The sequence below is a fragment of the Corynebacterium oculi genome, from assembly GCF_001412105.1.
Lineage (GTDB): Bacteria > Actinomycetota > Actinomycetes > Mycobacteriales > Mycobacteriaceae > Corynebacterium > Corynebacterium oculi.
This window is the reverse complement of record NZ_LKST01000002.1, coordinates 241376-267330: the sequence shown is the minus strand read 5'-3', so window position 1 is coordinate 267330 and position 25955 is coordinate 241376. Positions and strand designations below refer to the sequence as shown.

Here is a 25955-nt window from a genome sequence, read left to right as displayed (position 1 = left end):
GAAGGCTATCGGGGTATGCCTCAACACCGCACCATGCTCGCGCCCACCACGCAGGCCCAGGTCTCGGGCCATCGGTTTCTTTTGCGCAGAATGCACCACGGCCTTGTGCTGGGGGACGCACGCATGATCCATGATCCGCTAGCGAGGCGGCACCGGGCGGCCGCCTTTGGCTCCGTGCTCGCCCTTTTACTGGTGATGGGATCGGGGCTTCTCGCCGTGCTTGACCCCCACCCCAGCCCGGGAGAAGATGATCCCCTGCTGCGGGCGAGCAGCGGGGCATTGTATGTGCGTATCGGTGAGGAGGTGCATCCGGCCGCCAATCTATCCTCCGCGCGGCTCGCCCTGGGCGCGGCGGAGGACCCCGTGGATATCAGCGACGAGGAACTCGGAGCCCTGCGCCACGGACGCCCCCTGGGCATGAGCGACGCCCCTGGTTTCATCGCCCCCGCCGCGCCCCCGGAGGAGACACGAACCTGGGCCGTCTGCATGCGGCATGGGAGAATAAGCGTGGAGTTGGGGAGACAGCCTCGCTCGCTGGAGCGGGAGGCCGCGGTGCTTTTGCGCGATCCCTCCGGACCGGTCCCGGTGGACTACCTGGTGACGGCCCAGGGGCGCGCGGCGCTGCCGCCCGCCGATAGCCCGGAGGGCGTGGTGGTGCGCCGCCGCCTGGGCGCGGGGATCGACACTCCGATATGGGATCTCTCCGCCCCGATGATCACGGCGATGACGGAACAAGAACCCGTTTCCTTCCCGGAAAGCCTCCCAGAGGTGTGGCGCGCCGGAGACGAGGCGTGGTTATCCCAGCCCGAGGGGATTCACGCGATCACCGAGGAGCAGGCGGCCATGCTGACGGACATGGGCGCGGTGAACCGAACTGTTCCGCCCGCGCAGGTGGCCGCAAGGCCGGAGGCACCCAACACCTTGCGGTTGCCGGAACACCCCATGCGATTCATCAACCCGGAGGACACGGATCTTTGCGTGATGGGGCCGGAGGGCGGTGTGGGGTACGCAGAGGCGGATCGTGTTCCAGTGACGCTGCCGCAGCCGGGCTGGAAGAGCGAGGGGGAGCGCGGGGAGATAGAAAGTCGCCTAGCCGTGGCGGAGATATTTTCCGCCGACCTGCGTGGGGCAATTGCCGTGGACACGGGCGCGGGGTATCACGTGGTGACCGCGCATGGGGTGCGGCATCGGCTCCCCAGCAAGGAAACCGTGGACGTGTTGGGGTTGCCGGAGCCTATTCCGGGCTGGTGGCCCGTGCTGGCGATGCTTCCCGAGGGGACGCCGCTGAGCGAGGAAGAGGCGCTGCGGGGATTATGAGGGGTGGCCCACGCCGGCTTTCGTTGTGGGCAGTTCACCTGTCCCGTGATTTTGCTCTCGGGACCGCTCCGGTGAGGAGCGGAATCGCGAGGGCAGGTACCGTGCAGCGAAGCCGCCGGCGAGGCCGGCGCAGAGCACGGCAAGCCCGAGGGATAACACGAAAATCCGGGTGTGCGACTGCGCGCGAGGATCCGGGGCGGAAGGGCAGGAAAGGACGGGCAGCGTGCGTGCCGGTGGGGCGGGGGGAATCCGGGCGGAGAGAACATCGTCCGTGGCGATAGCCCCGTGTGGGGGTTGGGCCACGGAGAATAAATGGGCGCGGACCTGCGCGGGGGCGTACTCCGGGTGTTGCTCCAAAAGAAGCGCGATGATCCCCGAGATCACCGGGGCGGCAAAGCTCGTGCCGATGAGTTCTTGTGGGGAAGCGACGAAACCAGATGTATCAGGGGTTCCCACCGCCGTGATCCAGCCGGGGCCGCGTGGATCGAGACCAGCCGTGACTCTCCCCGGAGCGGAAAGAATATTGGCGCCCCCGGCCAGGGAATAGGCGGCTAAATCATGAGGATCGTCGAGGGCCCCGACGGATACCACGGTGGGGGAGTGCGCAGGATAGACCACGGAAGAATCCTGGCACTGAGGAGAGCGGTTTCCTGCCGCCGCGACCACTACGACCCCGCGTTGTTCCGCGTGATGAAGGGCGGCGTCGAGGACGCGGGTGTTCACGTGACGGGCACGTTCGGGTGGCAAACACGCAACCACCGAGACGTTAATCACGCGGGCGCCGCGATCCACGGCCTCACTGATGGCTTGAGCCAGGGAGGCGAGGCTTCCTTGAGCCCGGGAGACGTCATCGACATGCGCGGAGGTGGAGCTTGTTTGGCGGATACTGAGGATCCGGCTGCGCGGGGCAATGCCACGATCCGTCGAGGCGATGATTCCCGCCACGATGGTGCCGTGAGCATCGCAATCACTGAGAGGATTGGGTGATTCCGGCGAGACGAGGTCAGAGCCCGCAATGAGATCGCGAAGCTGCGGGTGCGGGGCCACGCCGGTGTCAATAACCGCCACGGTGATCCCCGCGCCGGAGGCCCGCGACGATCCGAACGTGGTGGCTGGCGGAATATCACCGTTGAGAGGGACACCGGCAGCGCAGCGTTCCTCAGCCCGGGCCGGAGGAATGGGGGTGAAAAATGAAGCAGAATACGCGGAACAGCAGAGAAGCAGGGCGAGGAAAAGGCGGTTCACAGGCTTAACCCCCGAATGAAGGCGAAGAGTCCCGCCAGATGGAGGCAAAGGGGAATCACGGCCGCGATGGCGAGGGATTCCAGACGCTCCCACCACAGCACATGGGTGGGTTCGGGGGTGGGCACACTGGGTAACCACCACGGCATACTGATTCCCGCGAGACAGAGGAGACCGACGATGAGCGTGACGGTGAGGTGGCTTCCTGCGGAGATAGCGCGGGTGCTAAGAACTGCGAGGGCCGAGAGGGCGCTCAGTGCGGCGGCGAGGTGCGACCAGAGCACGACGGGGTGAGGATGCCGCAGGCCGTGAAGGGTAAAAACGAGGGCATAACAGCACAGAACGGCGGCACTAAATCCCACTCCGGTGGAATCCCCCGCGGTGGCTCCCACGAGGAGGAGAGCGGGGCAGGAGGCAAGCACGACGCCGAGGTTGATGCCCTCGTAGATGCGGCGGGCGCGGCGCTGGGTTTGGTCTGCTTTGTCTGGGGGTGGCGGGGGAGGGTCGGATACCCCGAGATCTTGGCCGGCGGAGGGAAGCCGGAGTGGGGTTAAACCGGCGCAGGCGGTGGCTAAGCGCGGCGAGAGGAGAATAAGAAAGAAACCAAAGAGCAGAGTGAGGGCCGCCGCTCCGGAGGGGGTTCTCAGGATGAACCAGGCGGTTACAGCGGTGAGAAGGAGAAAACAGGCGGTGCCGGTGGTGGCGATAATCCGTGCGGGGATACCGCGTGCGGCAAAGCCCAACAAGGCCAGGGCGGACATCGTAGCCAGCGTCCCGGTGAGGAGGGCGTAGGCCAGCCACTCATGCGGTTGCCCGTGATATATCCAGCAGAAACCCGCGGTGCCCGCGCATGTTGTGCCAGCGGCGATAACCCCCGGAAGAGGGCGTGACCACAGGGTAAGAAGTAAGGCGGCGAGGAAAGAAGGGAGGAAAGCGGCCCAGAGGGGAACCCAACGGGAAAGGATGATGACCAGCGCCAATAGGCTCGCCGTGGCGGTGGTATGGGCGAGGTGGAGTGGAGGAATGCCCCGCGACGAGCGGGTGGTCTCCTCGGTGAGGGCCTCGGTGGCGTCGAGAAGCACCGGGGGCGAGAGTTCCTGCTGTGGGCTCAGCAGGAGCGAGTCGCCGTCGCGCAGCCCGGTGTGAGAGAGCGGCACGGAGGCGTCGATAGCCTGTCCACCTGCGGTGAGCGCCTGCCACGGGCGGGCGGGAAGGGGCGCGGCACAGAGAGCGAGGAGTTCATCAAGAAACTCCGCGAGCGAGGAATGCGCAGGTAGTGCCATGTCTGCCTCGCGGCGATACGAACCCGCGTGTAGCCGAACGCGAAGCCGAAGCATATGGCTGATGGTCATGGAAAATCAACTCCCCCGAGCAGTTATGCGCCTACCCCCAGGTGTAGCGCATCGATTATTTTCTTCCATCATGGTCTATCCTGTGGGATATGTCCACAGCAGGGGGTTGTGGGCCTGCGAGTATGACGCACAAGGGGGGGAAGTCATGGCAGCATCTGCATCCCACGTTTTTCCCGCTGAGCCGCAGCTCAGCGTGGAATATCGTTCTGTATCCCAGCGAGTTCCGGGCCCGCCTCGTCCGGAGGGAACGCTCAAGGCGCTGCCGGTTCCTCCCGCCCATAAGCCCACGACGCCGCCGCTTCTGCGGTTACTTATGCCCGTAGTGATGGTAGCGGCGATGGCCGCGATGGTGACCGTGATGTTTCTTTCCGCAGGCACCATCAATCCCATGATGCTGGTCATGCCGCTTATGGCGGCAATGGGTTTTCTCATGATGTTCTAACCCCAGGGCGGCAACGACGCCGATGAAACACGGCGCACGTATTTACGGCATCTCGGGCAGCTGCGGGCCACTGCCTTGGCTAATGCGCGGGCGCAGCGGGAACACGAGGTGCATCGCTATCCGCGCCCGAGCGAACTGTGGAGCCTGGTGGGCGGTGAGCGCATGTGGGAGCGAGGGGTGCATGACGAGGACTATCTGGAGGTGCGCGTGGGGCTGGGGATAACCTCTCTGTGCACCCCCATCGAGGTTCCTGATCCCGGTGCGGCGGAGGATTTAGATCCGGTGTGCGCAACGTCGCTGCGGCATACGGTCAATGTCGCCAGTACGGTTCCCGATACCCCCGTTGTGGTGCAACTTCGTGCTTTCTCTTATCTCTCCGTGAGCGGGGAGCGCGCCGCCGATTGCGCCCGGGCTATGATATGCGGCCTGGTGTTTCACCAGGGGCCCGAGGCGGTGGGGATCGTGGCCGATCAGCAGGGGCCGGAGTGGGCATGGCTCAAGTGGCTGCCCCACACGCGCGATCCACACCGGGCTGCGCAGCGTATTGCCCTGGTATCTGAGGGGGAGGAGGCGCCCGAGGCGGATACGGTGGTAGAGATCGCGCACGACGGAAGCACCAGCGCTATTCGACGCCTCGCTGAGGAAGAAGGATTGTCCCTGGAACTCCGCGGTGGGGAACTGTGGGTGTACACGGCTGGGGGAAAGAGAAATTGGGTTCGCCGGACTACGTGACGGAGCAGCAGGCGCTGGCCTTCGCCCGACGCATGGCTCCCTATTACCGCACCGATTTTCCCCGCAGCGGCACAGAATTAGCCCAGAATAATGACCTCCTGCCGTTGCTGAATATTCCGGGTAAGGAGGACGTATCTCCTTCTCGGTTATGGCCTGACCGCGGGGTCGATGCCGGTTCTCGGCTGAAAATACCCATCGGGGTAAATACAGAAACTGGGCTTCCCGTATGGCTGGATCTGAAAGAATCCGCGCATGGAGGCATGGGGCCGCATGGCTTGTGCATCGGCGCCACGGGATCGGGAAATCCAGAATACGGCTTTGGGGTACGATGGCCGCATGGCAACTACCACAACGCAGCGCGCAGCAATCTACGCTCGTATTTCGCTTGATAAGCAGGAAGAAGCAGGCGTCAAGCGGCAGATCCACCTCGCCACTAAGCAGGCCGAGGCTGACGAAGCTGAGATCGTCGCTACCTACGTGGATAACAACATCTCCGCCTTCTCCGGTGAGTACCGGCCCGAGTACGACAAGCTGATCCACGCCATTGAGAGCGGCGAGATCGACGTTGTGTACGTGTACGCGCTCGACCGATTGACGCGCCGTACCAAAGACACGCTCGCGCTCTTCGAGTTATGCGAGAAGCACAACGTCACTGTCAAGGCGAACCGTGGCTACAACATTGACCCTTCAGACCCAGCATCGCGGCTCACTATTGTCATCCTCGGCCTCATTGCAGAGCAGGAGTCTATTGATAGGGCAGCCCGTATCCGCGCTGCATACGAAGATCGCGCACGCACCGGTCGACCCAAAACAGGTGGGCGCCGCATGTTCGGCTACGAAGCAGACGCTGTAACCATCATTGACGACGAAGCCCAGGCCATCCTCGATGCTGCAGCAATGATCATCGCTGGCAAAACCCTGCGCGAGACCGTGCGCGAGATCTTTCATGCCCGAGAACTCACTACCACGTCCGGTCGCCCCATGACAGCACCGACGCTGCGTGACATCCTGCTTAACCCGCGTGTACGCGGCTTGAGTACGTTTAATCCCACTGACCCAGACACGGGCTACCGCCTTATCAAAGACCGTCAGATCGTCGGCAAGGGGAGCTGGCCAGCCATTATCGACGAGGTTACGGGTGAAAAACTCGATGCAGTGCTACGCGATCCGTCGCGACGGCTCTCTCATAGTGGCAACGCGCCACGCTACTTCCTCGCGTCTGTCCTGACCTGCACCTGCGGAGATCCGATGTACTCACGCAGCCGGAAGAACAAGGATGGTAGTCCTCGTCGCTTCTACACCTGCAAGCGCTCTGAACCGGGTGGCACGCATGTGTCCATTGGCGCTGAGGTGGACGACCTCATTGAAGCTATCATCCTGAAGCGTATGGCCCAGCCCGACGCCGTGGATGCACTGCGCAACGCCTTAACTCCAGAAGATGACACTCTCACCGAGCAGCTGCAGGAGCTGGCTGGCCAGCGAAACGTGTTGATGGCCAAGCGTGAGCAGTTTGAGGAAGTAGCTATTAATGAAGAGATTGACATGTCAACATTCGCGCGCATGTCGAAGAAGATTGAAGGCCAAATCGCAGCCATCGACAAGAAGGTGCATGAACTTACGGCCAGCCATGACGCCGATCCCCTTGCTGTAGAACTGGCCGACGGCCCTGACTTCGCCGAGTGGTGGGGCAGTGCCTCTGTTGAGGACAAGCGGCGGCTGGCTCGGCTGCTAATGGAAATACATATTCTGCCCGGCAAGCATGGTGCGAAGCAGTTCGATCCGCACCGTGTGAAGATCACTTGGCGGCAATAGTTGCTTGCGAGGCGCGTCTATGGGGAACGCCACGGGAGCTGGCAGGCTCGGGGGGAATCTGCCTTTGTGCCGGGGGGGTGACACCGCTCAACCGTGACGTTCCCGGAAAATTATGACACGGCTGCTGCCTCTGCGCATGTCAAGCGCTTGAAAGAAAATCCTTGTTGTACGCTATCGTTAATTGGTTAGTTGTGTTACACTCGGTATTATATTTAACGATCTCGTACACCTCTGTCCTGCTTTTATGTGTTCATAACAGCGCGGCACTAAGGGGCTGTACAAGTTCGACCGATCTAATACTGATGAACGAGCGTGATGACTATGGCAGGCAATGTCGATCTAGGTGCGGCCAAGGCTGCCAGAAATGATGAGTTCTACACGCAGTGGAACGACATTGAAATCGAGATGCAGGCGTACTTGGAATACGACCCAGACGTGTTCAGGGGCAAGACCGTGCTGCTGCCGTGTGACGATCCGGGAGCGAGTAACTTCACCAAGTACTTTGCATTGAACTTTGAGAAGTTCGGCTTGAAGAAACTTATTTCCACGTCCTACGCGCCAGCATCGAACCCGGCAGTAACTGAAAAAGGCCAGACACTATTGAACTTTGAGTTGGGCGAAGACCAGGACGAGAAGTTCAACGAAGATGACACCTGGTACCGGGGCCGTATTTACATCATGGAACAGGGTGTGGACCTAAATGACGATGGCAAACTGAACAAGGAAGATCTCAAGTGGGATTACCTTGCAGGTGACGGGGACTTCCGCTCAGAGGAGGTCACAAAGCTCCGCGATGAAGCCGACATCGTAGTTACGAACCCACCGTTCTCTCTGTTCCGAGAATTTCTCGCATGGTTGCTTGAGGGCGACGTCGAGTTTGCTGTCATAGGCAATATGAACGCGGTTACGTACAAAGAGGTTTTCCCCCTTATTAGAGATAATCGCTTGTGGTTGGGGGCCACACGAGATGGGGGAGGTGCAATGTGGTTTCGTATCCCAGAAGATGCCCCCGTAAAAAACTCGGGTCAGCGTACTGATCCCGATGGCACGAGATGGCAGACCATCGGCAGTAGTGCATGGTTTACCAACATCGAACATGGTCGACGCCATGAACCACTTGTGTTGATGACCATGGAAGACAACCTCATTTATGGGTTAAAGGCCGTGAAGGATGCAGGCTATCCGAGATACGATAACTATGACGCTATTGAGGTTCCCAAGGTGCTGGGCATTCCCTCAGATTACGAAGGCATTATGGGAGTGCCCATCACATTTTTGGGAAAATACACACCCGAGCAGTTTGAGATTCTCGGCATTACAAAGACTTGGGATGATCCAACAGGGTTGAAGAAGAAGACATACCCCACGCAAACACAAGTCGGAAGAGATGGAAAGACATCGAGCGTTGGGAAACTTAACGACGGTGCGGCGATCCCACACGCGACCCCGCCAGAAGATACGACATATTACGAAGTCGACGGACAGTTCTTCACGCAGCCATACGCTCGCGTGCTAATCCGCCACCGCCGCCCCGAGGCCAAGGAGTCCTAAGTTATGGAAGCCAATCTCAACCCCCGCACGATCCGCGACCTCGTCGAAGGATTCCACTACAACGAACTCGAAGGCAAGGGCCTGTACGGTTTGGCTGGCAGCCTTACCATCCAGCCTGAGTACCAGCGCAACTACATCTACAACGACGGCAAGAAGGACGTTGCTGTCATTGACTCACTGCTCAAGGGCTATCCACTGGGTCTGATCTACTTCAACCAGCCCAAGCAGGACGAAGAAAAGTTCGAGATCCTTGACGGACAGCAGCGCATTACGTCCATCGGGCGCTTCTTCAAGGACTTATTCGTCGTCAAAGACACTGCCGGCAACGAACAGTACTTCTCGTCGCTGGGTGAGCACCAGCAAGAGCAGATTCTTGAGACGGAGCTGCTCATTTACGACTGCTACGGCACTGAGGCCGAGATCAAGGAGTGGTTCAAGACCATCAACATCGTCGGTGTGCCGCTTACAGCCCAAGAGCTGCGCAATGCCGTGTACTCAGGCCCTTTCGTCGATGCTGCTAAGAAGGTCTTCTCCAACTCTGGCTCTGCCATCATGTCGAAATGGTCGAACTTCGTTAAGGGCGACCCAGCCCGCCAGGAGGTGCTTGAAGTAGCCCTCGACTGGATCGCTCAGCGTGAAGGCACCACCATCGACAGTTACATGGCAAAGCACCGTGAAGACGATAACTGCAACGAACTACAGACTTACTTCACTGCAGTTATCGACTGGGCAGCAAGTGTGTTCAAGATGACGGACACGACCATGCGTGGCATCGCGTGGAACACGCTCTATGAGCGCTACGGCGACAAGGGCTACAACACGGCTGAGATGACGACTGCTGCAAAGGAATTGCTATCTGACCCGCAGATTCAGTCCAAGAAGGGTATCTACGAGTACCTGCTTGGCGGCAAGACGGACACGAAGCTGCTGAACGTGCGTGTCTTCACTGAGGCGGTAAAGAAGCGTGTCTACAAGCGTCAGACAGACGCTGCAGAGCAGCAAGGCGTCTCCAACTGTTCGTACTGCGCTATTGGTCACGATGAGAAGAAAGCGAAGATCTGGGCGCTCAAGGAGATGGACGCCGACCACGTCACCGCGTGGTCCAAGGGCGGTTCGACCGAGGAGAGCAACTGCGAACTGCTCTGCAAGTCCCACAACCGTGCCAAGGGCAACGCTTAAGGCCGGTGATTAACCATGCTCATCGGTTACGCCCGCGTCTCCACGTCGAAGCAGGGACAGTCCCTCGACACCCAGCGCGACGCCCTGATCGACGCTGGCTGCGACCCGGACCACATCTACTCAGACACCATCTCCGGCACCAACTGGCAGCGACCCGGCCTCGATGACGCGCTGGCGTATATGCGCCCCGACGACACGCTCGTTGTGACGCGCCTCGACAGGCTCGGCCGCAGCCTCGCAGACACCGTGAACACCATCGCCGACCTGGCGGAGCGCGACATCAACGTCAAGGTGTTGGAGCCAGCGCTGGACACGTCCAAACCCACCGACAAGGTGGTCATCAACGTCATGGCCAGCTTGGCTGAGTGGGAAAGAGACCTGCTTATTCAGCGCACCCGTGAAGGCGTGGCGCACGCCCGCGCCCAGGGCAGAGTTGCCGGTCCGAAGCCCAAGCTCAGCGATGAGCAAGCCCAGATGGCCAAGGAGCTTATCGACGGCGGGAAGTCTGTTAGTGCGGTAGCGCGTACCTTCAACGTCTCGCGACCGACGATTTACCGTGCCATCGAGCGCCTTAACACCGAGACCTAGCACGAGACCGCGTCGCTAGTGCCACTGTCCTGCAAGCCAAGCACCAAGCAGCACTAGCGACGCGCTGAGCACGTGGGAGTGCTGTACAGCAGGGTGCGGGACGCTGCCCGGCAGAGCCGGGACCAAATACGGGACTGACCTTACACATCCCGTATTTGGCAAGGAGTGCTTCAATGTCCACCTATTCGCAGACACTTACCTCTCACGGCGAGATCCTCGCAAACATCCCCGGCATCCTCGGTTTCTACCCGCAGAACTCGCTGGTACTCGCGTTCTTTGAGCGCGACGACGACACCCGCAGCGTAAGTCTCGGGCCGCTCGCACGGTTCGATCTGGACGGTGCTATCCAACAGCTCACCGAGGATCGCGACAAATTCACAGCGTGGACTGAGGCGCTGGATCTCGACGTTGTTGCGGCGTACGTCATCACCGACGACATGGTCGAGGCTGATGCGGTGGCGCATTTCCTCTGCAGCGAGGACTCGCCGTTGCACAGCGAGGTGCTGGCAGTCATTCAAACGTCCGAGATCACCGCTGGTACTGCCTGGTGCGCCATGTACTTGCACTCAAACTCACGCGAGCCACAAGCAGGCCGTATCAGCGATATCAGCACCTCAGCAGCGCTGCGGCAGATGGTCAACGACACCGGCGAACTCCCAGCGCTGTCGCGCGAAGAGATAGAGACGCGCCTGAACAGCACCGAGCATGGCATCAGCGCGGCAGAGCACAAAGACATCATCGAGGATGCTTTGGCCTACATCCCGCCGTTGTTCCGAGACGTGCTACAGCGTGAATACGAACAAGCAGCGGCGGGGATGACGCAGCCGAGTGCGCGTGCTATCCGATCTGCGCTGAAGTGCTTCACCACCCCGCGACTGCGTGATCCGCTGTTGGCAGCGCTGCTGGAAGAGCCACAAGCGGGCTTTAAGTTCGCGGAACAGGTGATGCGCGCCGTTCCGACCAGTTGGCCGGGGATGCGGGCACAACTCACGGCCACCGTGGCAGTGCTTGCCCAGGCCACAGGTCAGACGGGCCTGGCTGGCGTGGCTGCGCACCGAGCCACTGAGATCAGCAGCAAAGAGACGTTCCCGTCGCTGGTGGCGAAGTTAATCGACATTGGCGAGGGCAGTCGTCTCGCAGAAGTGGTTCACGAGGGCGGTGCTCAGGCTCGCGTGCAGTTGTTCGAAGACTAGTACTTCACACCCCGTTGCAGCAGTTGCTGTAGCGGGGTTTTTCTTTTCTACCCACGCCGTGACCAGGAAAGACATTCATCTTCTACTAGCAGGGGAGAAGCGTCCCGACAGCAGAGCTGTCTCCAAAAAGCGGATTGAAGATCCGATTCCACAACAGGAGGCACACCATGCTGAACTACGCGAACGAAGACCTAGAGCTGCTCTACCTGATGAGCGACGGTATGGACGGCGAGGACGCCGATCCTGGTGCGACCCAAGAGCTACGCGACCTGGAAGCGGCAGGGGCACATCTGCCCTGGGCCGTGCTCTAACAGCACTTACAGCAGCAGCAAAGCCGCTGCTCAAACACACAATTGAAAGACAATTACACACTCACTCATAAGGAGAAAACTCATGTCTAATCCCTTCAACTCCGGCACCATCGTTGGCAACGCAGCACGCGAGCCGAAGATCTTTGAGCACGCAAACGGCGGTGCGACGGTGAAGCTCAACGTCTATGCGCGCAACACCTTCAAGAACAAGAACACCGGCAAGGTGGAAAGCGAGATCGTGGAGCTGACCGGCTACGTCCGGGACGCTAAGAACCCCGGCGTGTTCGGCTGCGTCGGCTCCGGCGATCGCGTTGCGGTGAGCTACTCGCTGAAAACCGACGTCTACACCGACAAGGACGGTGTGAAGCACTACCCGCTGGTCGCCCGTATCGACACCGTGCAGCTGATCGACTCCAAGAAAGAGTCCGCTGCGCGCGCAGCCCGTCGCGGAGGCGAGGCGGCGAACGCCGCCCTGGCTGGCGCTGACGCCGACAACGACGAAGCACCGTTCTAACAACGACACCCCGCAGGGAAACCTGCGGGGTTATTTTTTCAACTATTTCACGGTGTTGATCCAGCTCTTTCACGGCCATACCCAACTGAACAAAACCCAACAGCACGGTCGAGTACAACTAGTGGGTGTCACTGTGGCTTTCCGAAGTCCACCACACTGACGTTCCCGTCATTGCGGGGGCGGTACAGAGGGCTCCTGACGGATTGCCCGAAGCCCTCTGCACGAATTGACTTCCGGCCTGATGCCGCTGTACCAACCTGTCCTGATAGGCGGGCGCCTCGTTTGCCAGAAGATGGGCAAGGTTCCCTCTCCCCCTTGCTTTTTGGGAGTCCTCGGCCAGCTACGGGATCGTGCCTGGCCGGTCCTCGGTCGAGTTGTTGTCCGGAGTTGGTGTGCAGCAGTCGGGTTCCCCGCTTTGCCCGGGGCCCTCGCCTGTGGGCGGCGTTCCCTGTCTGATGCGCAGTCTCCTGCGCCGGTTGAGGACGGCCAATGCCGATGCGAGCACCACGGCTGCGGCGAGGGCTGCGATCAGGGTGCTGTTGTCGCTGATCCAGGCGCTGGCGGCGGCTGACCATACGGCGAGGCTGTTGGCCTGTGCGGTTCCGCCGGTGGCGGCGGGATACCAATACCAGCTGAGGTAGGCGCCGGTTATGGTGAGGATGAAGGCGGTGATGCGGTTGCTGTGCTTGGCCAGGCCGGTGATTCTTCGCCCGAGGGCGGCCCCGGCGATGGCCGTGCCTGCCGAAACGAGCATCAGGACAGTGGCCGAGCCTGCGGCGTAGGCGGCGAAGACCGCGAGCAGCCCGGCGTAGCTGGCGACGGCCTGGGCTTGGGCGATCACGGCCAGGAGCACCCCGAGGGTGCAGCCGAGGGATGCTGCGGCGTATCCGATCCCGAAGGCCACCATGCGCCCGGTTTTGTGACCTGCCCCTGCGGCTTCTTGTGTGCGGGGTTTCGTGGCCCAGGCCGGCAGACGGAGCCGTGGTGTGAGTCCGGTGAGCATGGCCAGGCCCAGCAGGAGAAGGATCACCCCGGTGGCCATTCCCAGCCAGGGCGCTGCGCTGATCAGGGTCCTGGCGCCCGCGCTGACGATCAGCCCGAAGGCTGCCAGGGTCCCGGCGAAGCCGAGGCTGAGCGCGAGCCCGGCCCGGAGCCCGTGGGCCAGACGCAGCGCGAGCGGGCGCGTCCGGGCGTCCCCGATGGTCTGGGCTATCCAGGCGGGCAGGAGGGCGAAACCGCAGGGATTGACCGGGGCAATCATTCCAGCGGCGAAGGCCAGGGCAAGCAGGGCTGTCATTGGGCACCGGCCTTGGTGAGTTCTTCTTGGATCTTTTCCGCAGACGGGTCGGTGGCCCGGAAGGTAACGTCGCCCTTCGCGTCGACCACCACCAGGGTGCTTATGGAGGTGACCTTGTACCGGGTGGTCAGTGTGGCCTCGGTGTCGATGACGGCAGGGAGCTCAGGGGCCTTGATGTAATCGCGGAATCCGTTGATGGTCTCCTTCGGTTCTCGGGGGTCCACGTCCACCAGGAGGTAGTCGGCCGAGCTTCCCAGGGCCGTGGAGGCCTTGTTCAGGGAATCGGCCCCTTCCACACACTCACCGCATCCGGCAGAGAAGAAGAACAGTGCTGCGGGCTTACCGTCCGGGATGGTCCGGGTAGTGCCGTCAATGTCGGAGACCGTAACAGCAACGGCACCGGCCGCGTCGGGCGACGAACCGCCTGGCGCGGCCGATGGGCCGCTCGGTGTGCTGGCGCAGGCGGTTGTCAGTGCCATGACCGCTGCCAGAAACAGGGCGGAGGCGAGGTGCCTGGGCCGGGGAACGGACAGAGAACGGCGGGATCTCGGGTATGTCATGGTGTCTGGTGGTTCCTTCCAGGAATGGGGATGGGGACTCAGGCGGTGCCGTGGTCGGTGCGGTGGTGCTCGGGGGATGCGGGAGGGCAGCAGTCGTCGGTCCTGCGGCGTTTTCGCTGCCTGGTGACGGCGATGATCCCGGCCAGGAGCACCGTGGCGGCCGCGAGTAACACGAGGGGATTTGAGAAGAATCCGGCGATCGCGCCGAGGGCTCCGGCGGCGATGAGGATGGGTCCTGCGCAGCACAGGATCATGGCCGCTGCTATGCCGATTCCTGCGGCCAGTGTGTGGTATCGCCCGGGGCGACCGGTCTGCCGGACGGGTTGATGGCCGATGTCTGGCTGTTCTGGGTGCTGGGTCATGTCATGTCCTTTTAAAGCTCAGCAGCAGGAGTCCTGCGCCGCGGGGGCCCGCGTGGCGGCCGCGGCGAGGAGGGCGGAGGCCATGGCGGCACCGGCCCGGTGTGCCGCCTCGATGTCCAGGACTTCGCCGTCGGGATGGGAATCCAACCACGGCTGGGCGTCCTCGCGGGAGGCGAAGTAGTGGACCTGGTTGCAGAACGATGACCGCACCGGCCCCGTGCCCGGGTGGCTGATGATGGACACGACGGCGGTGGCCGGCTGCACGGAGGTCACCGTGCCGTCCGCGCCCGTCATCACCCGGATGAGGGTCCCGCTACCCGGGGAGGTCGACTCAATGGTTGCGGCCTTCCCGATCAGGGCCGGGAAGAAGAGGGTGTCCAGGGCGCACCAGGTGTAGAGCTGTTCCCCGGCCAGGGTGAAGCGATGCGGGGTGGGCCGCATCGTCAGGGCCAGGCCGATGATGCGGCCCTCGTCGTCGTACTCGGTGTCCGGGACGGCGGCCAGTCCCTGCCGGACCGTGTCTTCGCTCCGGCCACTGGCGGTGGCCAGTTCGGCGACCGTGACGGGCTCGCCCTCGGCCAGGAGCCGCAGCAGCGGCACGAACAATTCCGGGTCTATTCCGGAGCGCGCGGGGGACAACAGATAGGTGAGGGCCTGGTCGGTGGCGGTCATGGCATTCCTTTGCTTCGGTAGTGGGGGCTGCAGCTCAGGCGCAGCAGGAGAGCTTGGAGACGTCGGTGTTGAAGGCCTTGGCGGCGATCCTGATGCCCTCGGCCATCGTCAGGTAGGGGCTCCAGGCGGCGGCGACCTGCGCGGTGGTCATGCCCGCTTCGAGGATGTAGACGCCGGCGGCGGCGATCTCCCCGGCGTCCTTGGCCACCGCGGAGAGGCCCAGGATCCGTCCGGTGTCGCGGTCCGCGACAACCTTGATGAAGCCGCGGGTGTCGCGGTTGACCACGGCTCGCGGCACGTACTCCAGGGGGAGGACCCGGCACTCGCAGCTGATCCCGGCGGCGACAGCTTCCTTTTCCGTCATCCCGACCGCCCCGATGGCGGGACTGGTGAAGGTGACCCGGGGCAGGTGCCGGTAGTCGACCTCGGCCAGGGTATCGGTGAACGCATTGTCCACGGCTAGGGCGCCGTGGGCCGCTGCGACGTAAACGAACTCCCGATGGCCGGTCGCGTCCCCGGCGGCCCAAACCCGCGGGTTGGACGTGGCCAGGCGGGAATCGACCACGATCTCGCCGGATGCGCCGGTCTTCACCCCGACGGCGTCAAGGTCCAGTCCCTCGGTCACCGGGCGGCGGCCCAGTGCCACGAGGATGTGGGAAGCGCGGAACACCTCCTCGCCCCCGGCCACGTTTGCCGTCACCGAGACCCCGTCCGGGCCGGAGGCCACGGAGTCGGCCATGGCCCGCCGGACCACCCGGATCCCCTCGTCGGCGAACACCCCCGCCAACGCCTTGGATGCCTCCGGTTCCTCCTGCGAGGCCAACCGGGAACGGACCAGCATGGTCACCCGGGAGCCAAGCCGGGAGAAAAGCTGTGCCATCTCCAGGGCAACATAGCCTCCGCCCAGGATCAGCATTGATTCGGGCACCTCGTCCAGTTCCATCGCCGTCGTCGAGGTCAGGTACCCGGCCTCGGCCAGTCCGGGAACGGGGGGCACGTAGGGTGCGGAGCCAGTGGCCACGAGGTAGTGCCCGGCCTCGATCGTTCTCACTGCACCATCCGGGGAGATCACCCGGAGCAGCGGTGCGTCCTGGGTTCCGGTGAACGACGCGTCCCCCGAGATCATCGTCCACCCGTAGTCCGCGGCCAGATCGACGTACTTCTCCGTGCGCATGCTTTCAACCAGCGCGGCCTTGCCCTGAATCAGGGCCGGCATGTCCACCGGGCCCGCCGAGGCCGCCACCCCAGGGAAGCGGGCCGAATCCAACGCCACGTGGCGGGCCTCCGCGGCAGCCAGGAGCGCCTTCGACGGGACGCAGCCCGTGTTCACGCATGTCCCGCCCACGGTGCCGCGCTCCACCATCACGACGCGCTTGCCCAGCCCGGTGGCCCGGATCGCGGCCGCAAACGCTCCGCCGCCGGAACCAATAATCGCCAGATCGAACTTTTCGTTTGTCATTCCAGATGTCTCTTCCCTGTGGTTCAAAAGTTCCTATGGAACCATTGTGAACCTTCCAGTACAATGGAAGGTCAAGTGTGGTGGCCATTGGAAGGGGAATCGGCGAACATGAGGATCGGACAGCTTGCGGAAGCAACCGGAACCACGACCAAGACCCTGCGGTTCTACGAGGAGTCGGGGCTGCTCCCTCCGGCCGAGCGATTGGCCTCCGGCTATCGGGACTACGCCGAGGATGCCGTGGGTCGGGTCGGGTTCATCCACCGGGGCCAGGCCGCCGGGCTGACCCTCGCCCAGATCCGCCAGATCCTCGACATCCGCGACGGCGGCCAGGCGCCCTGCGAGCACGTGCGCGACCTGCTTGACGTGCGCCTCGCTGAGATCGAGCAGCAGATCGCGCAGCTCTCCGTGCTGCGCGACACTATCGCGGACCTCAGACAGGACGCCGCACACCCGGACCCTGAAACGTGCAGCACCGATCAAGTGTGTAGGTACTTGTAATCCAATTGGGCACACCTCCTGGACCGCCAAAAGGGTGCTGTTGCAAAGTTCGGGCGACAGGAAGACCTGCGTGAAATAATCACAGCCATGGGCATCTTCTCCGGTCGTCATTTCCCCCGTGAAATCATCCTGTGGGCGGTCCGGTGGTACTGCCGCTACGGGCTCAGCTACCGCGATCTGGAAGAAATGATGACCGAACGCGGCGTACCGGTCGATCACAGCACCATCTACCGCTGGGTCCAGAAATATGCTCCTGAGCTGGACAAGCAGACCCGGTGGTACCGACAAGTCCCGGATTGGCAGGCCCGGTCCTGGCGGGTGGACGAGACCTATATCCGGGTCGGGGAAAGTGGTGCTACCTCTATCGGGCCATCACCGCGGGTGGGCATACCCTGGATTTTTACCTGTCCCCAAAGCGTAATGTCGCCGCAGCGAAGCGTTTCCTGGCCAAGACCCTGAGGTCGAACACGATAACCGGGTTCCCGCGGGTGATCAACACCGATAAAGCACCCTCCCTGGCCAGGGCAATCGCCGAGTTGAAGTCAGAGGGAATCTGCCCGCAGACCGTGGAACACCGGCAGGTGAAATACCTCAATAACGTAATTGAAGGAGATCATGGGCGGCTGAAACGGATCCTCGGACCGAAGGGGGGCGTTCAAAAACCGGACCTCGGCGTACCGGACGTTGAAAGGGATGGAAGCGATGCACTCATTACGGAAAGGCCAGGGCGCGATGTTTGCCTACGAGCAACCGAACCCGGATGCGGTGATCGTCAGCCGGGTGTTCGAGGCTGCCTGAGAACGCCGACCCGCAGCGAGCATCAGAGGATGAAGACTGGGTCGTCACGGCTCTCCGCCTGAAGTTTGCAACAGCACCAAGGCGCCGTTCGGACGTCGTAGGGGAATAGCGGTGGTGCAGCTCTAGGTGCACTGACATTTCACGGTGCATTTCACACGCCGCTTTGTTGCACATCACCCGTGCTGTTTTACAGTGCAGTGCAGCGGTGCTTTTACTGGCGTTTCTGCTGCGCAATTCACTGCACTGCGTAGTGTCTACGACATTTCATTAACACGTAGGTTGCACTGTGTATTGGGCACCCATTTCATCGACACGTTTACTGCGCAATCAAATGCCCTGTCACTTTAATGACATGTGAATTGGGCAGTGAAGTGGTTTGTCATCCTATTGACACCTTTACTGCGCAACAGAATGACACCGTCATTCTGCCGGCCCTTCTGCGGGCGTCTCTTCTGCGCAGCACACGCGCCGTTGCCCCCGCCGACGTGCTGCGCACTCTCTCCGCCACTTAACAGGCCAATCTGCTGCGCAGCGTAGTGACACTCCGCTCAGCGTGGCCGAGATTTCTTCGATTTTCGCCGAATCTCAGCGGTTTTCATTCCGCCGATGACCTACGAGGCCGACGGCACCCTGTACGGCTCGCAGAAGGCCATACAGGGCAGGGGAGAGCAGCGCTACAACTCCATACCGCCATCACGATCACGCTGCTGTTGCTGCTGGCGGCGCTGTTTGATGCGCTCCTGGGCACGGCGGCGCGCTGCAGCGCTTTCCCGCTGAGTACGGTCGATGACCGTCTCGCGATACCGCTGCTTCATCTCCGGGTCACGATCAAGTTCGATCTGCAAGAAATCCTGATCTACGTTGGAAATATCCTGCAGGGACTCGACAGCCTCCTCAATGATGATTTTTGCTTCCTCTTCTGCAGCTGCGCGGCGCGCTTCGAGACTTTCGGTGAATGCACGTTTCTCCACGTCAAAGGCTTCACGCTCACTGTCCAGGGCTGCGCGATCACGAGCCACCTGCTCGGCCTCACTGCGTGCTGCATCGCGGATGTCTGTAGCGTCGCTCCGCGCTTCGCTACGTGTGTTTTCAGCGTCCCGCGTGGCCTCACTGCGGATCGTTTCTGCCTCACGCTCCGCCTCATCTCGTGCTTCGCTGCGGATCGTCTCGGCGTCGCGCTCGGCCTGCTTACGGGCCTCGTCGGCCTTGTGAGTGATCGACTCTGCTTCGCTACGGGCTGCGGCTGTAATCTCGCTCGCCTTGGACCGCGCAGTCTCTTCGGCCCGGTCGAACAGCTCGTCTGCTTGCGCTTCGGCAAGGCCCAGGGTCTGCTCGGCTTCTTGCTCGGCCCTCTCGCGTGCGTCACTGCGGATCTGTTCAGCTTCTTGCTCGGCCTTCTCGCGTGCTTCCTTGAGCACACGCTCGGCAACAGCGCGGGCCTGTTCTTCGGCGTGCTGCAGCACACCTTGCGCTTTTTCGTTGGCAGCTTTCGCCTCTTCAAGTTCTGTTGCTGCTTGCTCGCGGTCACGATCAATCGCGTCCATATCGCGCTGCACGGAACGCTTCTTGGCTTCGACATCATCCTCGCGGTTCGCGAGATCCCGCTCCCGGTCTTGCTGCTCGGTGTAGCGGTCGAGGTTGAGCGACTCGTCGTGTCGTTCGGAGACTTCTAGCTCTACCGGGTAACCGAGCGCGTGCATGTGCTCCCGGAGTCCGCGTTGCGCGTCGATGAACTTTTGATTACCCGAGATCTGCTTGCCCTTCTTCGGGCCAGATGTGTACCGCACGGAGGTGTCAGTGTTGTACGCGATGCCGGGGCGGCAGCGAAGCTTGTCGGGATCTTCGGGCTTCGGTGAGAACGTGTCAGCCTGGAACTGGATGTGTGGTGTTGATTCATCGAAGTTCATGTCGCCTCCGGCGACTGCGTCGATGCCACCGGGGATGAAATTCTCGGCGAGCCAGCGCATTGACTCTTCGAGATACTGCTTCGCTTCCTCGTAGTCGCGGGCGACGAGTCGCGGCCGTTTCACTTCGCGACCGTCTACCTCACTGGTGTAGTAGTCGGGGATCTCTCTACACATCGACTTCGGCAGATGCACGACGAACAATGACGTTTCAAAACTGTTCTTCTGCACGCGCACGCCGTCCATCCGGGCGTCTTGGTACGCCAAGACTTCCTCGACGGACGCAGCGCGTCGGAACGTTCCGTTGCCGTCGTTGACGAACGGAACGTTCAAATGTGCATCGGCCACCACGATGTTTGAGTTCATCGCGGCCTGATGCGCGAGATCCTGCGGATCTAATTCTCGCATCGCCTCCTTGAGGAGTCGCTTGCGATCTCCACGTGTGTCTCCGCCGCAGTTGTCGCGGCGGAGATGGCGCAGATTGAACGCTGCGCGTCCCTTCTGCGCTGTAGATGTCTTCGACATATCTGCGTACCTCCTGTAGATGTTGGCGCGCACTCGGAGCCTCTGTCTTCGACCCCTCCAAGTGCGCGCCAACATGGCGAACTTCAATTTCCTGGGTCCCCTAAGAATCGTTCGGGTCCCTTGCGTTGCCGTCCCAAACGATTCTACCCCAGAAAATTGAAGTTCTTTAGCCCCCTAAAGACCTCAGTCTAGCCACCTCGCAAGCTCGGATAACTGAGGTCTCACGGGGGCGCCTGCAGCGGGCATTCTGCTCGCGTGAAAACCCTCCCTATTCGGTCGGCTTTCTCCGCTTCGCCTTGTGTGAAAACGCTACGTGACCTGCGAAGATGCGCTGTGGCGATCTCCTTGGTCCCGTAGCAGGGCAGTGCCTGCGCAGCGCTTTTCGCGCTGCTTGGCATAGCCTTCCGCCCTCATAACCCGTGCAATATCCATTGCACAGGTATAACACCGGCGCTTACATGACACGCTTTTCGCGGCCATTTTGAGACGCCGGTATGTAAGCGGTGCATTTTCCCTGCTCACGCTGTGAAAATGGGACTTTTCAAAAAAGTCCCGGCGTCGCACCCCCTTATACTTGGTTTTCACCTTTCGGCTCAAACCGGCCCGGCGTCGCTATAGAAGCGATGTGTTTACGCACTGTGACCAGCGATAACACCGCTTCTATACCGATGTACCGGCGTCGCAACCCCTTATACTGGTTTTCACTTTTCGGCAGTGAAAAACGGCTGCGGCACATGAAAACTGTCATCGCCGCTGCTCAGACGGTAAAAAATCGGTTACGAACCGGTTGCCACCGGCAGCAGCCGGATGAAAAACATAATTCACGGAATATCTTCTTAAGGCCGTGTACAGAGCCGTCGCTGCAGCCCTGCAGCACGTCCACGGCAGTGGCTCTGGGCATGACAAAACCCCGTCACGAGGACGGGGCTTCGATGGGGCAGTGACCGCTACAGCGGTACAGTTTTCGCGCTCAGACTGTACGGCGACACGGGGTTCGGCCGTACAGTCTCGCGCCTAATTCTGTACAGTCTCGCCGGAGTTATCCGGCTCGCTGGGTGCTCCACTGTGGGTATCAGACGGCTCATTACCGTCAGGCTCGGAGGGCTTGTCAGGCTTGTCGTCGCCTGCTGTAGACGGCTCATCGCCGTCGAGGTTCACCTCAAACTCTTTGGCGTACTCACGCATCTGCGCGGCACGCTCCTTGGCTGCCTTGTGTGCACGCCGCAGCCGGTTCAGTTCTTCCTTGATGCGCTGCTCTTCGCGCAGCGCGGCGTCGTAGTCGTCTCGAAACGACATTTGATCTTCTCCTTAGTCGGGGTTCATCTATATGGCTGAGTCACCCACACGCGGAGGACCACGCGTGGGCAGCAGTGTGCTCACGAGGATCAGTCCTTACAGCCCGCCCAGGACTCCGCAGGACCTGCGAAGTCGGACAAGACGGGTACTTCAACGCCGTCCTTGCCGGGCAGCGCCACGGCGTTGAAGGCATCCATAACGGTCTGCTTAATCTCCTCTGCACGGTCGCGTGGGACAGAGAGCACAATCTCGTCGTGGACGAAGATACGGATCATTTCCAACACCTCCTGGGGGAGGTTCAGCACACCCTCCAGGAACACGTCACGTGCCGTGCCTTGCCCGTAGGCCGCAGGGGCCTGTGTGTACGCAGAGGCGCGGCTAACCGCCACGCGGCGACCGAAGCCTGTGGCAACCCAACCGAGAGCCTCAGCGTGCTTGCGTAGATGTTTTTTGAAGTGTTCGAGTACCGGAAACTCGAAGTGCAGACGGTCAAGCTGCCCCTTTGCCTCGACCTCGGAGATGCCAGCATAAGCTGCAAAACCTCGTGCACCCATGCCGTAGTTCGTAGCGTGGGCGAGCTGCTTCGCGTCAGGCCTGCGCGCCGCGTCACCGAAGACTCTGATTGCCATCTCCGTGTGGGCGTCGCGGCCCAGCGCAAACAGCTCAGCGTAGGTGGGGTCTCCGCTGCCCGCTGCAAGGCAACGGGCGTCGATCTGGGAGAGATCCACGGAGATCAGTTCCTGGTCAGAGCTGTCCGGCAGAATCATTTCGCGCTGGCGGATGAGCCGCTCCTCACGCTTACCGAAAACCGCTAGTGCCGGTTTCGTGGTACTGAGCCGACCCGTGACTTGGTCTGCCTGGATACTCGGATACACCCTATCTCCGTGCAGGTTCTCCTTGACCGTCGAGGCGGGCGTCGAGGACTTCAGCAGTTTTTCCATCTTCCCGGCCAGCGTGACGATCTCTGGCACGTCAGTGTGCTGCTCTGCAAGCCCGTTGAACGCCTCGGAGCTGGTACTGACCACGCCCTTAGCTGTGAGGGGTAATGCAGCGCCAAACTGTTCCAAGTACTCGGTGAAGGCCTGCTTGCCTTCCTTGGTCGCCCAGGGAGCCTTACCCTTGTCGGGGATGCCAACGTTATCCACTAGCCAACCACGGATCTCAGACTTGACGGCTGCTTCTTCTGCCAAAAACTCTTCGACCTTGGCGAGGTTTACGCGCACACCGCGCGACTCCACAACGCTCAGCGCGTGCATTTTTTCGTGCTCACGCTGCAGATACTCTGCGCTCACGGCCTCCAAGGCAGCAGGCAGCATTTTCTCGTAGACAGCGGACGTTGAGCGCACGTCTTGCAGCGCATATTCAACGTACTCAGTGTTGTCCACCGGGATCTTGTCAAAACCACCGAACTGCTCCTCCAGGGCCTCAAGAGCCGTCTTACCGTCGTCCAGCAGTTTGCCGTCAACACCACATCGTTTGGCTACAGCGTCGAGCTTGTACTCAAGCTTGGCGCCACCTGCAGCCAGGCGGGACAGGATCAGCGTGTCATGTACTTTGCCGGCCTCGATGAGCGCCTTGTCGTCAAGGCTGTAGAGCCGTCGCAGCGCAGCCAGATCGAACTGCACGATGTTGTGGCCAACGATGGTGTCTGCACGCTCTAGCAGCGGAATTAACTCACCAGCAATGTCGGTCGTGGTCACAGGCTCGGCACCGTTGATTGAGTAAGCGGCAAGACGCACGAAGCCAGGATCATCCGTGACATGGACATCGTCTGCGTCACCAGTTTCGAGATCGAACACGACGGTCGTACCGTCGGTAGGTGCTGTTGGCCCATCTACTGGCAGGGGTGTTGGTTCTGGTGCTGAGGGACCATCCACTGTTTCTACAGGTGAAGGCGTTGGCGCTGGCGGGGGAGTGCCACCACCGCTGCCGGGACCTCCGCTGTCAGGACCACCGTCATCGGGGCCAAGCCCATCATCCCCACGTGTCTCGACAACGTACTGTTTCGCACGTTTCGCCAGCCCGGCTGGACGGATAACACAGCCATTCAACCAACGGTCTTGAAGACGAGTGAGATGCTGCCCAATCTTCCACGCGTTTACATCGTCCATTTTGAACAAGCCTGCAGGCAAAGGCACATCGCCTGTCACCTGGTTCAAACCGGCCACCACAGCACTTGCAGTGAAGGGGCCGGAGAAGGTCTCAGCAAGCCATTCCAAGAAGAAGGAGTCGCTGAGATCGGCCGGGTTGTTGCCAATGCGCTGCTCAATCACACCGATCTCCGCGCCCGGAAGACCAACAGCCTCAAGAATCCCTCCAACGGTGTCCCACCAGGTCTCGAAGGAGCCGAAAGGATCAGTCTCCGTGGAAGGGCGCGGGCTGCCCTGCTGCACCCAGTATGTGACAAGTGTGAGTGCAGCCTTCAGCAGCTCCGCGCGATTCTCACGCACGTAACGGCGGAGATCGTGGTGGCGGAACCCGCTACGCAGCTCGGGCCTTTCGTCCTCGACGGACATTTCGATACGCACCTCGCGGCGGGCGAGATCGCCGAAGATAGGTACGTTGTTTCCGAGCGCCACCACTGTGGTGGAGTTCGCGTACGTACCAACCGTGCTTTCACCGAGAATGCGGCCCTCGTAGGACGCCGTTGTGACCAAGGAGGTCAGAGCAGACGAGCTGATACCCTCACTGCACTCATCCAGGTGCAACGCGGTCTGTCCTCCACGCAGGGCGGACAGGATCAGTTTGTGAACCTCATCGTCATCCTTTGGAAGCTTTTGCATCGAAGCAGACTCACCAGAGCCAATGATGGAAGTGACGTCCACTAACAGGTTCTTACCCGCGCCGCGAACGTTTGCGGTCACTGTGAACATGGGCGCAATACCGTACATCGGGCGCGTGAGACGTGTGAGTAGCAGCGCCAGCGCACGGAGGTAATCGTGCTTGGTTTTAAATCTGAAGTCGCAAAACACGTCATCAAGCAACTCAAGAGCATGCTGGACATCATTTAAGCTGGGGTTTTCCGGCACAGCCAGCCCGCGAATATCCTCGGAGAGCGCAACGAGAAGACCTGTTTCCGAATCGAAGCCTTCCGCGCACACAATACGACCGCCAGGTGCGACAACGGGAGAGGTGACCACACCCTTAATCTCCGGCAAAGGTGCCACGTAACGAGGCACAAGCATCGCGCGTGACTCGGCGGCGGTGAGCGCACGCACACGTGTCGAGGTCTTTGTCATGTGCGTGACGTCAATGGCATGCGCGGCCAGGACCGTAAATGAATCGGGGGAGACAGCATAAAGCGTCGTGCCATCCGTGCCGAGTTCCACGGCAGTGTCACCCTGGCGGAAGAGCAGGGAACCACCATAGGCGGCATGTACCGCGCCTGAAACTGAGAGCCACAGGGACACAGGATCGACATCATCCGAAATTGCCGGGCGACCCGTCGTTGCGCCTGCAGCCGGTGCTGCCGAAGGAGTGTTCTTGGGCATCTTCGTCGCGGGTTTGTCCTTGGCAGCATCAAAGAAGGAGCGCAGCGCCTGGGGGCGCTGGACCTCAGGAAGATTACCTAGTACATCATCGATGCCAGCTTTCTTGCCCCCAGGAACACGGACAAAACGCACGCGAGCAGAGCCCCACTGCTCAAGATGCTCACCTAGCTTGCGTGCGCCGTCGTAGACAGCCCTGTTGGTCGCAGCATCCGCATCGGGGACGACGTACACAACGTGCCCCATGACCTGCGAGAAGGCGATGCTGGGGCCATTGTCTCCGCCCATCCAACCGGTGATACCAGTGATGCCGAAGACGGCAGTGGTCTCGTCAGTGACAGATCTAACGGCAAGAGCCTGCTTGGTACCCTCTACGATCACAACGCGCTCGGTGGCATCCGTGATTGCGCGATGTTCAATAAAAGAAGGCACGATTGCGCCAGAGCGATGAGAGGGTGCCACGTATTTAGCCATAGACCCGTCAGAAAAAGTGATCGGTGTAGCGGGTTTGACCTGCCAGGTCTCGCCAACACCGGCTTCTTCCATTGGGAAAACCAAAGCCGGGAGAGCGCCCGCGTGTGAACCAATCCACTGAAGCGGCTCGGGCAGCGCCTCAACATTACGGGCGGAGTAGACACCACTGCTATCGATGACCTCATCCGAAATGCCAGAACGGCGCAGCTCAGCGAGGTGCTCATCAGTGAGTTTCGGAGTCACGGTATGGACAGGAGAGGATTTTGTATCTTCCTGTTGACCATCTGATACCACAGTGGTATCATCGCAAGCAGAAACACTGACTGCCTGGCCGTTGTCATTGTTTTGGCCCCCGGTAGCTACGGGGGTCTTTTTCTTTGCCTCCATGG

At 61.2% G+C, this 25955-nt stretch carries 22 protein-coding genes and 1 pseudogene; 13 read left to right on the top strand and 10 right to left on the bottom strand.

Annotation, left to right across the window (positions count from 1 at the left end):
- The first annotated feature begins 15 nt into the window (after window positions 1-15).
- Window positions 16-1317, top strand: a complete 1302-nt coding sequence (gene eccB / locus Cocul_RS05185) for a type VII secretion protein EccB (protein WP_055122243.1) — start codon at window positions 16-18, stop codon at window positions 1315-1317.
- Here the strand turns inward: eccB and Cocul_RS05180 are convergent.
- Both Cocul_RS05180 and eccD read right to left on the bottom strand, forming a co-directional pair.
- A complete protein-coding gene (locus Cocul_RS05180) occupies window positions 1312-2562 on the bottom strand; it encodes a S8 family serine peptidase (protein WP_245622113.1) in 1251 nt (416 codons plus the stop codon). The genes eccB and Cocul_RS05180 overlap by 6 nt on opposite strands.
- Window positions 2559-3911: a type VII secretion integral membrane protein EccD gene (gene eccD, locus Cocul_RS05175; RefSeq protein ID WP_055122241.1), complete on the bottom strand. Its 1353-nt coding sequence runs from the start codon at window positions 3909-3911 to the stop codon at window positions 2559-2561. Before eccD ends, Cocul_RS05180 begins: the two co-directional genes overlap by 4 nt.
- A gap of 145 nt (window positions 3912-4056) precedes the next feature.
- Between eccD and Cocul_RS12625 the strand changes: the two genes are divergently transcribed.
- From Cocul_RS12625 to Cocul_RS05140, 10 genes are all read left to right on the top strand, one after another.
- Window positions 4057-4353, top strand: a complete 297-nt coding sequence (locus Cocul_RS12625) for a hypothetical protein (RefSeq protein WP_211257103.1) — start codon at window positions 4057-4059, stop codon at window positions 4351-4353.
- A gap of 75 nt (window positions 4354-4428) precedes the next feature.
- Window positions 4429-5085: a hypothetical protein gene (locus Cocul_RS12620; RefSeq protein ID WP_211257102.1), complete on the top strand. Its 657-nt coding sequence runs from the start codon at window positions 4429-4431 to the stop codon at window positions 5083-5085.
- The gene (locus tag Cocul_RS12615; RefSeq protein ID WP_211257101.1) at window positions 5082-5474 is read left to right on the top strand and encodes a hypothetical protein; all 393 of its coding nucleotides are present in this window, start codon (window positions 5082-5084) and stop codon (window positions 5472-5474) included. The genes Cocul_RS12620 and Cocul_RS12615 overlap by 4 nt, the downstream gene beginning before the upstream one ends.
- The gene (locus Cocul_RS05165; protein WP_055122642.1) at window positions 5422-6897 is read left to right on the top strand and encodes a recombinase family protein; all 1476 of its coding nucleotides are present in this window, start codon (window positions 5422-5424) and stop codon (window positions 6895-6897) included. The genes Cocul_RS12615 and Cocul_RS05165 overlap by 53 nt, the downstream gene beginning before the upstream one ends.
- A 315-nt stretch (window positions 6898-7212) precedes the next feature.
- Window positions 7213-8448 (top strand): adenine-specific methyltransferase EcoRI family protein, encoded by a 1236-nt coding sequence (locus Cocul_RS05160; protein ID WP_211257100.1) that lies wholly within the window; start codon window positions 7213-7215, stop codon window positions 8446-8448.
- A gap of 3 nt (window positions 8449-8451) precedes the next feature.
- Window positions 8452-9627, top strand: coding sequence for an HNH endonuclease family protein (locus tag Cocul_RS05155; RefSeq protein ID WP_055122239.1), 1176 nt, complete (start codon window positions 8452-8454; stop codon window positions 9625-9627).
- Window positions 9628-9642: 15 nt separating this feature from the next.
- The gene (locus Cocul_RS05150; protein WP_069723575.1) at window positions 9643-10215 is read left to right on the top strand and encodes a recombinase family protein; all 573 of its coding nucleotides are present in this window, start codon (window positions 9643-9645) and stop codon (window positions 10213-10215) included.
- 173 nt (window positions 10216-10388) lie between these two features.
- Window positions 10389-11408 carry a DUF4192 family protein gene (locus tag Cocul_RS05145; protein ID WP_055122238.1) on the top strand — a complete coding sequence of 340 codons (1020 nt, stop codon included), beginning with the start codon at window positions 10389-10391 and terminating at the stop codon, window positions 11406-11408.
- 167 nt (window positions 11409-11575) lie between these two features.
- Window positions 11576-11719: a hypothetical protein gene (locus tag Cocul_RS12555; RefSeq protein WP_169786402.1), complete on the top strand. Its 144-nt coding sequence runs from the start codon at window positions 11576-11578 to the stop codon at window positions 11717-11719.
- A gap of 82 nt (window positions 11720-11801) precedes the next feature.
- Window positions 11802-12233: a single-stranded DNA-binding protein gene (locus tag Cocul_RS05140; protein ID WP_055122237.1), complete on the top strand. Its 432-nt coding sequence runs from the start codon at window positions 11802-11804 to the stop codon at window positions 12231-12233.
- Between the two features lie 340 nt (window positions 12234-12573).
- Here Cocul_RS05140 and Cocul_RS05135 read toward each other — a convergent pair whose 3' ends face one another.
- The 5 genes from Cocul_RS05135 to merA all read right to left on the bottom strand — a co-directional run bounded on the left by Cocul_RS05135 (window position 12574) and on the right by merA (window position 16583).
- Window positions 12574-13530, bottom strand: a complete 957-nt coding sequence (locus Cocul_RS05135; protein ID WP_055122236.1) for a cytochrome c biogenesis CcdA family protein — start codon at window positions 13528-13530, stop codon at window positions 12574-12576.
- Window positions 13527-14009, bottom strand: coding sequence for a TlpA family protein disulfide reductase (locus tag Cocul_RS13145; RefSeq protein WP_082422220.1), 483 nt, complete (start codon window positions 14007-14009; stop codon window positions 13527-13529). The genes Cocul_RS05135 and Cocul_RS13145 overlap by 4 nt, the downstream gene beginning before the upstream one ends.
- A gap of 119 nt (window positions 14010-14128) precedes the next feature.
- Window positions 14129-14452 (bottom strand): hypothetical protein, encoded by a 324-nt coding sequence (locus Cocul_RS05125; RefSeq protein WP_245622112.1) that lies wholly within the window; start codon window positions 14450-14452, stop codon window positions 14129-14131.
- Between the two features lie 18 nt (window positions 14453-14470).
- Entirely contained in the window at window positions 14471-15124 is a 654-nt protein-coding gene (gene merB, locus Cocul_RS05120; protein ID WP_004601217.1) for an organomercurial lyase MerB, read from the bottom strand.
- Between the two features lie 34 nt (window positions 15125-15158).
- Window positions 15159-16583: a mercury(II) reductase gene (gene merA / locus Cocul_RS05115; protein ID WP_055122234.1), complete on the bottom strand. Its 1425-nt coding sequence runs from the start codon at window positions 16581-16583 to the stop codon at window positions 15159-15161.
- Between the two features lie 108 nt (window positions 16584-16691).
- Here merA and Cocul_RS05110 point away from each other — a divergent pair, with 108 nt between their 5' ends.
- The gene (locus Cocul_RS05110) at window positions 16692-17081 is read left to right on the top strand and encodes a heavy metal-responsive transcriptional regulator (RefSeq protein ID WP_004601215.1); all 390 of its coding nucleotides are present in this window, start codon (window positions 16692-16694) and stop codon (window positions 17079-17081) included.
- Window positions 17082-17168: 87 nt separating this feature from the next.
- A pseudogene (locus tag Cocul_RS11520) lies at window positions 17169-17879 on the top strand (IS6-like element ISCef5 family transposase).
- A gap of 674 nt (window positions 17880-18553) precedes the next feature.
- On the opposite strand, the gene Cocul_RS05100 reads toward Cocul_RS11520, so the two are convergent.
- The 3 genes from Cocul_RS05100 to Cocul_RS05090 form a co-directional block, all read right to left on the bottom strand.
- On the bottom strand, window positions 18554-20308 hold the full coding sequence (locus Cocul_RS05100; RefSeq protein WP_211257099.1) for a hypothetical protein: 1755 nt from the start codon (window positions 20306-20308) through the stop codon (window positions 18554-18556).
- A gap of 1014 nt (window positions 20309-21322) precedes the next feature.
- Window positions 21323-21604, bottom strand: coding sequence for a hypothetical protein (locus tag Cocul_RS05095; protein WP_055122233.1), 282 nt, complete (start codon window positions 21602-21604; stop codon window positions 21323-21325).
- Window positions 21605-21693: 89 nt separating this feature from the next.
- On the bottom strand, window positions 21694-25953 hold the full coding sequence (locus Cocul_RS05090) for a DNA polymerase (RefSeq protein WP_055122232.1): 4260 nt from the start codon (window positions 25951-25953) through the stop codon (window positions 21694-21696).
- Window positions 25954-25955 lie beyond the last annotated feature (2 nt).

Coding starts and splice junctions, on each gene's coding strand:
- eccB (WP_055122243.1), top strand. CDS start 16: ATGCCTCAACACCGCACCATGCTCGCGCCCACCACGCAGGCCCAGGTC.
- eccD (WP_055122241.1), bottom strand. CDS start 3,911: ATGACCATCAGCCATATGCTTCGGCTTCGCGTTCGGCTACACGCGGGT.
- Cocul_RS12625 (WP_211257103.1), top strand. CDS start 4,057: ATGGCAGCATCTGCATCCCACGTTTTTCCCGCTGAGCCGCAGCTCAGC.
- Cocul_RS05165 (WP_055122642.1), top strand. CDS start 5,422: ATGGCAACTACCACAACGCAGCGCGCAGCAATCTACGCTCGTATTTCG.
- Cocul_RS05160 (WP_211257100.1), top strand. CDS start 7,213: ATGACTATGGCAGGCAATGTCGATCTAGGTGCGGCCAAGGCTGCCAGA.
- Cocul_RS05155 (WP_055122239.1), top strand. CDS start 8,452: ATGGAAGCCAATCTCAACCCCCGCACGATCCGCGACCTCGTCGAAGGA.
- Cocul_RS05150 (WP_069723575.1), top strand. CDS start 9,643: ATGCTCATCGGTTACGCCCGCGTCTCCACGTCGAAGCAGGGACAGTCC.
- Cocul_RS05145 (WP_055122238.1), top strand. CDS start 10,389: ATGTCCACCTATTCGCAGACACTTACCTCTCACGGCGAGATCCTCGCA.
- Cocul_RS12555 (WP_169786402.1), top strand. CDS start 11,576: ATGCTGAACTACGCGAACGAAGACCTAGAGCTGCTCTACCTGATGAGC.
- Cocul_RS05140 (WP_055122237.1), top strand. CDS start 11,802: ATGTCTAATCCCTTCAACTCCGGCACCATCGTTGGCAACGCAGCACGC.
- Cocul_RS05135 (WP_055122236.1), bottom strand. CDS start 13,530: ATGACAGCCCTGCTTGCCCTGGCCTTCGCCGCTGGAATGATTGCCCCG.
- Cocul_RS13145 (WP_082422220.1), bottom strand. CDS start 14,009: ATGGCACTGACAACCGCCTGCGCCAGCACACCGAGCGGCCCATCGGCC.
- Cocul_RS05125 (WP_245622112.1), bottom strand. CDS start 14,452: ATGACCCAGCACCCAGAACAGCCAGACATCGGCCATCAACCCGTCCGG.
- merB (WP_004601217.1), bottom strand. CDS start 15,124: ATGACCGCCACCGACCAGGCCCTCACCTATCTGTTGTCCCCCGCGCGC.
- merA (WP_055122234.1), bottom strand. CDS start 16,583: ATGACAAACGAAAAGTTCGATCTGGCGATTATTGGTTCCGGCGGCGGA.
- Cocul_RS05110 (WP_004601215.1), top strand. CDS start 16,692: ATGAGGATCGGACAGCTTGCGGAAGCAACCGGAACCACGACCAAGACC.
- Cocul_RS05100 (WP_211257099.1), bottom strand. CDS start 20,308: ATGTCGAAGACATCTACAGCGCAGAAGGGACGCGCAGCGTTCAATCTG.
- Cocul_RS05095 (WP_055122233.1), bottom strand. CDS start 21,604: ATGTCGTTTCGAGACGACTACGACGCCGCGCTGCGCGAAGAGCAGCGC.
- Cocul_RS05090 (WP_055122232.1), bottom strand. CDS start 25,953: ATGGAGGCAAAGAAAAAGACCCCCGTAGCTACCGGGGGCCAAAACAAT.